An 8,429-nucleotide genomic window follows, 5' to 3' on the forward strand; every position below is an offset into this window, starting at 1 on the left:
ACTTGAAAATTTTTAAGGGAACCCATATGGATTCCCTTAAAAAATATATTGATAACTTACACACTACCCTAACACAACTCGATCATCAACAAATTGTTCTCCTTTTAAATCTTCAAAGGCACGGATAAGGTCTTTCACGGTCATTTTTGCCTTTTGCAATTCATTTAACTCAAGGACGATTTCTCCTTGGTGCATCATGATGAGTCGATTACCCAGCTTTAATGCCTGATCCATATTGTGCGTTATCATCAATGTGGTTAATCGATCTTGTCTTACTATTTTTTCGGTTAAATGGGTAATCAATTGGGCTCGTTTTGGGTCTAATGCGGCAGTATGTTCATCAAGAAGTAGAATTTTAGGTTTGGTAAAGGTGGCCATAAGTAAACTAAGTGCTTGCCTTTCTCCTCCTGATAGCAATCCTACTTTATGCTCCAAACGATTTTCTAAATCAAGTTCTAGTACTGATAATGAGGATTGAAAAAAATCTCGTAGCTTACTATTTAAAGCAACCCTTAGTCCTCTACTTTTTCCCCGTTTGTATGCCATCGCCAAATTTTCTTCAATGGTCATCGTTGGCGAGGTTCCTGCCATTGGGTCTTGAAATACTCGTCCAATCAATTTTGCTCGCCCGCTTTCTGGCCATCTCGTAATCTCTTGTCCATCAATATAAATATTTCCTTCATCGACCTGATGAACACCGGCAATGGCGTTCATTAATGTTGATTTTCCAGCTCCATTTGTTCCGATCACTGTTACAAAATCACCGGGATATAACCGTAAATCAATGTGACGTAGTGCAGGCTTTTCATTTACTGTACCTATATTAAATGTTTTTGACACATTTTCAATTCGTAACATCCTTTTTCACCCCTTAGCTTTTCTCTGCGCTGACTTTTTGAACAGCATAATCAAGTTGCTCAACTTTTTTAGGACCAGCTTGTGATTTCTTTGTCCTTTTAGAGAAAGATGGAAAAGTGAGTGAAAAAATGACGAGAACTGCAGTAATTAGCTTCATATCGGTTGGGCTTAGCCATGGTAAATATAAAGCGATCGCAATCACTAGTCGATAAATAATGGCACCACCTATAACAGCAATCGTTGACCGCTTAATCGATTTGGAACCAAACACTGCCTGGCCAATGATAACGGAAGCCAAACCAATAACGATCATCCCAATTCCCATTTGTACATCAGCATAACCTTGATATTGAGCCATCATCCCACCTGCTAAACCTACTAAAGCATTGGAAAGAATCAGTCCCATCATGATCGAATGGTGTGTATTTACGCCAAAACTCCTAATCATCGAAGGATTATCACCAGTTGCACGAATCGCCAAGCCAATATCCGTTCGTAAAAACCAGTCAATGGCCAATTTTAATAGTAGAACGACAAGTAATAAGGCGAACGAATAGAGCCACTGATTAACTTCTTCACCATTTGTCGCTCCAAGCCATTGTACGATCTGTTCCTTTATTTTACCAACCGGTGTAAAAATAGTATCTGCTCGAAAAAGTGATAAATTTGAGGTACCCATAATCTTTAAGTTAATGGAATATAAAGCGGTCATCGTAAGAATTCCAGCAAGCAACCCGTCAATCTTCCCTTTCGTATGAAGGATTCCTGTAATCAGTCCAGCAATTCCCCCGGAAATAAAAGCAAAGATTAAGGCAAGGAAGGGATTGACTCCCTTTGTAATCAATAGAGCAGAAATAGCAGCTCCCATAGGGAAGCTACCATCTACTGTTAAATCAGGATAATTTAAGATACGAAAAGCTAAATATACACCTAAAGCCATTATGGCAAAGATAAATCCTTGTTCTAACGATCCAATTACAATTCCCATTTCTGTCCCTCCCAAGATGAATCGTTATCTAACCTTTATTGTTCATATTACTGTTCGAACACTTCATCTGCTTCTTGAAGTAAGTCCTCTGGTAATTGTACGCCCATTCTTTCAGCTGCTTTTTTGTTAATCACCAATTTCATTTCTTTTTGGGTTTCAATCGCCATATCTTCTGGTTTTGCTTCACCCTTCAAAATTTTTACAGCCATTTCCCCAGTTTGATAACCTAGTTTATAATAATCTAAACCATAAGTGATTAACCCACCACGTTTCACCGAATCTCCTTCTCCGACAACAACGGGAAGTTTACCTGCTTCAGCAACCATGAGGACTGCTTCCATACTGGAGACAACGGTGTTATCTGTAGGAATATAAAAAGCATCAATCTTTGGAGCCAATGCATCAGCTGCTTGTTTTACTTCCGAACTGTTCGTAATCCCGGCTAATTCCAATGTTAACCCTAGTTCTTCAGCAGCTGCTTGTGCCATTTTTACCTGTACTTCTGAATTGGCTTCACCCGTATTGTAAATAATTCCAACCGTCTTTGCTTCTGGTTTTACCTTTTTCACTAATTGTAATTGTTCCTTTACAGGGTTCATATCTGTGGTTCCTGTAACATTTGTCCCAGGTTTTTCCATTGACTTAACAATACCTGCACTTACCGGATCTGTAACAGCAGTGATCAGAATAGGAATTGAATTCGTTTGTTGAGCAACAGCTTGTGCTGAAGGAGTAGCAATGGCAAAAATCATATTTTTCTTATCATTTACGAATTTTTGTGCGATTGTATTTAATGTATCCCTATTCCCTTGAGCATTCTGGTAATCAAATTGAACTTGTTTTCCTTCTTCATATCCTAATGCTTTTAATGCATCGATAAACCCTTGTCGTGATGCATCCAAGGAAGGGTGTTCAACGATTTGAATAATCCCGATGTTAACCATTTCCTTCGTTTCTTCTGTTTCTTTTACTTCGGTACTACTTTGACTAGAACAACCAATTAAAGAAAGTAAACTTCCAATTAAAACGAAAATGAATGCCCCTCTTAACCACTTCTTCATCTTTATCTCTCCCGTTTGTTCATTCTAAAAATAGATTCCATTCTCTTTAACGCCGATACGCTTTAACGCTTATAGGCATTAAAGCATTTTCGTTTATCATATCAATCTTTTAAACAATTTACAATGATTTTTTAATCATTTTCATAAAATTAGGCCATAATAAAAAGTTTATATATCCCAACGCACTCCGTTGTTCGTGCATTTCTTTTGAATGAAAAAATTAGAAAGAAATACACTCCCAAAAGTCGCTGCTTATGGAATATACAAACCTCCAATAGCAGTAAAAAAAGAGCAGTCATTTCGACTACTCCTTTGATTCTGGTAAAATCTCTTCTTTGTATTCTCTTTTCAGTATTGATTTTGCTTCTTTATATTCTTCGATCGTAATCAAATTGCTTTCATAAAGATCCTGTAGTTCTAAGTCCATTAAGACGATATCGTCAAGACGATTTCCCGTATAAATGAACGCACCAAACCTTTTTAAGATCGCTTGTACATCTGTAAGATCATTTTTCCCCATGAAATCACTCTTTCATCAGGCAACAGAATGATTAAGCTTTTTTCTCCTCATCATCTAAAAGGTCCTTAGTTGCACTTTTGAATTCTTTTATGGTTCTACCAAATGCTCTCCCGATCTCTGGTAATTTGCTTGGGCCAAAGATGACTAAAGCAATCACTAAAATCAAAATCAATCCAGGTATTCCAATATTATTAAGCATGATATCCCCTCCAAGGTTAAATGTTGTTCCTTACTTTATACTTTAGCAAAATCAATGCCAATTTAGAATCCCTTTATTATGACGATTTCTAAAACATTTGCAGAGCTTATTGTCATTAACATTCCTGCCAAACTGACATCTCTATGCAAAAATGTCATAGTTACTAACGTTCTATCCCATAGGTTTCAATTTTACGATAAAGGTTTCTTAAACTTATCCCTAAGATTTGTGCCGTTCTCGTTTTGTTCCAATCACATTGTTCTAGGACACGAATGATATGATTTTTTTCTACTTCGTCTAACGAGATCAATGCAAGATCCTCTGCTATGAAATCATTTTTATTGAGGCCATGAGGAAAAATATCTTGTGGTTCTATCTTTTCATTACTGGATAACAAGACTCCGCGCTCAATTAAATGAGATAACTCACGAACATTACCTGGAAAATGGTAATTAGTCAGGGCTTCAATCGTGGCTGGACTTAATTCTTTTCGTCCATATCTTTGTTGATACTTTTTCAAAAAATAGGCTGCTAATAAAGGAATATCCGATTTTCGTTCTCTTAGTGGAGGAACGACCAATTTCATCACATTGAGGCGAAAATAAAGGTCTTCACGAAAGTTACCTTTTTCAATCTCTTCCTCCAAATTACGATTTGTGGCAGCAACTAGACGAACATCAACTCTACGTAATTGATTTTCACCAACACGACGAAATTCTCCACTTTCTAGGAATCTTAGTAATTTGACTTGTAAAGATAATGGCATTTCCCCTATTTCGTCAAGAAACAAAGTACCTTTATGTGCCATTTCCACTAAACCTTTCTTTTCTGACACAGCTCCTGTAAACGCTCCTTTGGTATGGCCAAACAATTCACTTTCTAAAAGGTTCTCCATTAATGCTCCTGAATTGATCGCAATAAAAGGTTGGTTTGATCGTTCGCTCCAAGTATGGACAGCTCTCGCAATCAATTCCTTTCCAGTCCCACTTTCCCCTTCAATTAAGACAGGAACATGACTTTGTGCAAGGCGTTTGGTCATCTCAAGTAGCATTTTTAATTTTGGATGTTCACCAATGATTTCAAATTGCATCCCTTCGATTTGCATCACTTCTTTTAATCGTTTATTTTCCTCAAAGAGTTGTTTTTTCTCTAAAGCTTTTTGAATAATCACGTCTAATTCTGCTAAGTTATATGGTTTTGTTAAATAATCATAGGCACCTGATTTCATCGCATCAATCGCCGTTTCGACCGTTCCGTGACCTGTTAACATAATCACTTCCATATTTGGACTTCGTTTCTTGGATTCACGAAGCAACTCGATTCCATCCATCCCAGGCATCTTAATATCATAGATACCAATATCATATGAGGTTTGTTCCATTTGTTTCAATGCTTCATGCCCTGAAGCGAAACCAGATACCTGATACCCTTTTCTTTTGAGTCGTTGAACTAACAGCTGTAAAAGATCTTGTTCATCGTCAACAACAATCATTTGTACAGATTCTTTCATCAAATCACCTCCTGGTTCTTTTGCTGAGTAGTTGGCAAGACAATTGTTACAATAGTGCCTTTTCCTTCTTCACTTTCTATTCGTATATCACCATTCATTTTTTTCAATATATTATAAGAAATATATAAGCCTAGACCTGTTCCTTTACCCACTGGTTTTGTCGTATAAAATGGATCAAAAACCTTAATAAGCTGTTCCTTATTCATTCCATGGCCATTATCTTTGATATGAATTTCAAGTTGATTTGGTTTTTCAATTGCTTGAATTTCTAGCAAGCCATTCTCATCCATGGCATCAATTGCATTCTGAATGATATTGATAAGGACTTGTTGAATTTGTAATCCATCACCATGAATCAAAGGTAAAGGTAAATCATATTTTTTCACCAATTGGATCTGTTTTTTCTTTAAACTATGTTGTAAAAGAACTAGACTATCCTCAAGTACTTTAATAGGATCTACATCATTAGCAACAAATGAATTCTTTCGGGAAAAATTAAGCAAATTATTGGTAATCATTTTACATCGATCTACATTATTTCGGATGATATCTAAATAATGGTCAACTTCACCATTTAGAATCAACTCTTGCGTAGGTTCTTCTTTGATCCGCTCTTTTAAATCTTCGGCATAGGCACTAATCGATGCTAATGGGTTATTTACTTCATGGGCAAATCCTGATGCTAATATACCCAATGCTGATAACTTATCCGCCTGTACTACCATTTCTTCTAATTGCCTTTGCTCAGTAATATCTTCAACTACAACAAGGTAATTCGCTTCTCCTGCCCTTACTCTTTCCAATGGATACATACGATGACTATAAATTCGATTTTCCCCAAGTTCATTGATCGTTGTAACGACTTCATTTTGACATTGCTTTGGATCTTTTAATGTAATTGGACAATCTTTACATGGTTCTTTTAACCTGCCTAACAAAGTGTAGCATGACAGTCCTTTTTCATCATTCGCTAGCCACTCCTTTAGACGATCATTCATCCATTCTACAGTAAAGTCTTCATGGACCAAGGCAAAACCTGCTCTACTTCCATTAATAATTGTATCCAATCTTTCTTTTTCTTGCTCTAAATGCTCAGATTTTAATTGTAATTCGTTTGTCATCCGATTAAACGCTTCAGAAAGCTTTCCAAATTCATCTTTTGCTTTATAATTGATTTTTACATTTAAAAAACCCTGTGTAACTTTACGTACTGCTTTTTCCATCAATTCAATCGGTTTAGTGAACCATACCCCAAATATAATACTAACCAGCACAACGATAAGGGTTACGATTAACATCATCAAAATCAGGCGCTGTACAAGTAAATCAATCGGGGCAAAAGCTTTATCAATCGGCTGCTCAATCACTACTCCCCAATTGGCTGATTTAATTGGAGCGTATGCCCCCATAACTTTTTCTCCAGTATAACTTTGATAGGAAATTGGTTGTTTTATTATTTCTTTTTCTTCTATCATCCGTTTTAATTCTGGAGATATAATTACATTTTTAGTTAATAAGACTTGTCCAAAATCGGTATGAGCAATCAAGCGCGACTTATCATCAATTAGATAAATATAGCTCTGATTGCCTGTGTGAACCGCTGATATTTGCTTAAATGTTCCTCTCAAGCTAATTTCAATAATAATTCCGCCATGAAAATCTTGATGGTCTGGCGAATAAAAAGGAACTCCAATATTCACATAAGGATTCCCATCCTCTTTAAATAAAACATCTCCCACTAAACATTGTCCATTCTGAGATTCAGTTTTTAATTTTTCCAACTGGCTTTTTAAAATACGCGTCTGGGGGATAATTTCCCAACGCATCGCCGACGCCATGACCTTGCCATTTTCATCAAAGACATAAGCATTCTCTATTTCCGGATTTTGTTTTAGAAATCCATAAAGGCTCTGTTCCCACTTTTCTCTATTTGTCTCGTTATCAAGATCCTCTATTTCATTCGAATCAATTAAAAGCTGCATTCTTCCTTTAATCGAGGTTAATAAATGTTCAACTTCTGTTGCTGCGCGTTGAACAATGTAGAGTTGTTTTTCTTGTATACTTCCCTCAAGTCCCGCTTTTGTCGTTTGAATCGTATATAAACCAATAATGGCGATGGGTACAATCGACATCATCACACCAAAAAATAAAAGTTTAAATTTGATTCGATTCCACCATGGAACCATTTAGCATTCCTCCTGTGCCTACTCTATCCTTTGAATAAAGGCATTTCCTATTTTGGAAAATTCGATATTTAAGGCTCTTTCCGTTTTTGCATTAACGAGCAAACGCACAGTATCTGGTTTCTCAACTGGTATACTTCCTGCGCTTTGGCCATGCAAGATTTGACTCACGGTACTAGCACATTGAAAACCTTGGTCATAGTAAGAGACACCATAAGATAATAAAAATCCATTTTTAATATCACTTGACTGCACACCAAACGTTGGAATATTGCGTTCTAATGCCAATTGTCCTATGGTTAAACTTGCTTTTTCTAAAAAGTAACTAGGTAGAACAAGGATTCCATCATTCTCTTGAAAAGAAAAGGATTTAAGTTCTTTTAACTGTTCCAAATTAGAGATTGGGATAGGGGATATCCCGATCTGAAGCTTTTCGCTCACTTGTTTCACCTTTTCTAGACTTAATAAACTTGCGTCTATTTTTTCATCATAAATAACAATGATTCGGTTAAGCGAAGGTAATAATAATTTAAACAATTGCAATCGTTTACCTGATAATTCAACATGTCCATTTTCAACACCTGTAAGTCTACCATTTGGTTTCTGATAGCTTTCTACTAAGTTTAACTGTATGGCATCAGCAACGCCAAGGAAGATAATCGGCGTTTTCCCTCGGCTATTTTCCTTGAAAAATTTCGTTTCAATTGCACCACCAGCAATAATAACATCCAGATCCATTGCATCAAGTTCATTGGCGTATTTTTTTATTAAATCTATCTGATTATCTGCATTTTTGATGACAAACGATGTATTCATCCCTTCAACATATCCCAGGTTTTGCAACCCTTCTTTCAGGCCTTTAATTTTTTCTATTCTTTCAGTACCACTAATTAAAACCCCAATTTTATACTTTTCTTTTGTATTTACTAGTTCATTGGAAGATTGAATATACCAAAAAGAAAAAAGAATAATGCCTATTACTATTAGAATGATCCTAATCATTTTTTTCATTATTTGTCACCCAAATCTCTTTTTCTACTATTTATCATTTTACCATAGATTTCACTATGATTATAAAATAAAATGTGTGTTAAATTTATGCTAAAAAAA

8 protein-coding genes are annotated in these 8,429 nt (G+C 36.0%); all 8 read right to left on the reverse strand.

From position 1 onward, the window contains the following. Nucleotides 1-63 precede the first annotated feature (63 nt). The 8 genes from U473_RS09850 to U473_RS09885 all read right to left on the reverse strand — a co-directional run bounded on the left by U473_RS09850 (nucleotide 64) and on the right by U473_RS09885 (nucleotide 8,330). Complete coding sequence (locus U473_RS09850; protein ID WP_068725852.1) at nucleotides 64-858, reverse strand: ABC transporter ATP-binding protein; 795 nt, start codon at nucleotides 856-858, stop codon at nucleotides 64-66. A gap of 13 nt (nucleotides 859-871) precedes the next feature. Next, nucleotides 872-1,846, reverse strand: coding sequence for an ABC transporter permease (locus U473_RS09855; protein ID WP_068725854.1), 975 nt, complete (start codon nucleotides 1,844-1,846; stop codon nucleotides 872-874). A gap of 47 nt (nucleotides 1,847-1,893) precedes the next feature. Next, a complete protein-coding gene (locus U473_RS09860) occupies nucleotides 1,894-2,907 on the reverse strand; it encodes an ABC transporter substrate-binding protein (protein ID WP_068725857.1) in 1,014 nt (337 codons plus the stop codon). 304 nt (nucleotides 2,908-3,211) lie between these two features. Beyond that, nucleotides 3,212-3,427 (reverse strand): YqgQ family protein, encoded by a 216-nt coding sequence (locus U473_RS09865; protein WP_068725859.1) that lies wholly within the window; start codon nucleotides 3,425-3,427, stop codon nucleotides 3,212-3,214. Nucleotides 3,428-3,458: 31 nt separating this feature from the next. Beyond that, entirely contained in the window at nucleotides 3,459-3,626 is a 168-nt protein-coding gene (locus U473_RS09870; protein WP_068725861.1) for a twin-arginine translocase TatA/TatE family subunit, read from the reverse strand. A 163-nt stretch (nucleotides 3,627-3,789) separates the two neighbouring features. Then, nucleotides 3,790-5,136 (reverse strand): sigma-54-dependent transcriptional regulator, encoded by a 1,347-nt coding sequence (locus tag U473_RS09875; RefSeq protein ID WP_068725863.1) that lies wholly within the window; start codon nucleotides 5,134-5,136, stop codon nucleotides 3,790-3,792. Continuing rightward, nucleotides 5,136-7,322, reverse strand: a complete 2,187-nt coding sequence (locus U473_RS09880) for an ATP-binding protein (protein WP_068725865.1) — start codon at nucleotides 7,320-7,322, stop codon at nucleotides 5,136-5,138. Before U473_RS09880 ends, U473_RS09875 begins: the two co-directional genes overlap by 1 nt. Nucleotides 7,323-7,340: 18 nt before the next feature. Continuing rightward, the gene (locus tag U473_RS09885; protein WP_068725867.1) at nucleotides 7,341-8,330 is read right to left on the reverse strand and encodes an ABC transporter substrate-binding protein; all 990 of its coding nucleotides are present in this window, start codon (nucleotides 8,328-8,330) and stop codon (nucleotides 7,341-7,343) included. Nucleotides 8,331-8,429: the final 99 nt, after the last annotated feature.

This window comes from Tepidibacillus decaturensis, assembly GCF_001561915.1.
GTDB classification, from domain to species: Bacteria; Bacillota; Bacilli; order Tepidibacillales; family Tepidibacillaceae; genus Tepidibacillus_B; species Tepidibacillus_B infernus.

Coding starts and splice junctions, on each gene's coding strand:
- U473_RS09850 (WP_068725852.1), bottom strand. CDS start 858: ATGTTACGAATTGAAAATGTGTCAAAAACATTTAATATAGGTACAGTA.
- U473_RS09855 (WP_068725854.1), bottom strand. CDS start 1,846: ATGGGAATTGTAATTGGATCGTTAGAACAAGGATTTATCTTTGCCATA.
- U473_RS09860 (WP_068725857.1), bottom strand. CDS start 2,907: ATGAAGAAGTGGTTAAGAGGGGCATTCATTTTCGTTTTAATTGGAAGT.
- U473_RS09865 (WP_068725859.1), bottom strand. CDS start 3,427: ATGGGGAAAAATGATCTTACAGATGTACAAGCGATCTTAAAAAGGTTT.
- U473_RS09870 (WP_068725861.1), bottom strand. CDS start 3,626: ATGCTTAATAATATTGGAATACCTGGATTGATTTTGATTTTAGTGATT.
- U473_RS09875 (WP_068725863.1), bottom strand. CDS start 5,136: ATGAAAGAATCTGTACAAATGATTGTTGTTGACGATGAACAAGATCTT.
- U473_RS09880 (WP_068725865.1), bottom strand. CDS start 7,322: ATGGTTCCATGGTGGAATCGAATCAAATTTAAACTTTTATTTTTTGGT.
- U473_RS09885 (WP_068725867.1), bottom strand. CDS start 8,330: ATGAAAAAAATGATTAGGATCATTCTAATAGTAATAGGCATTATTCTT.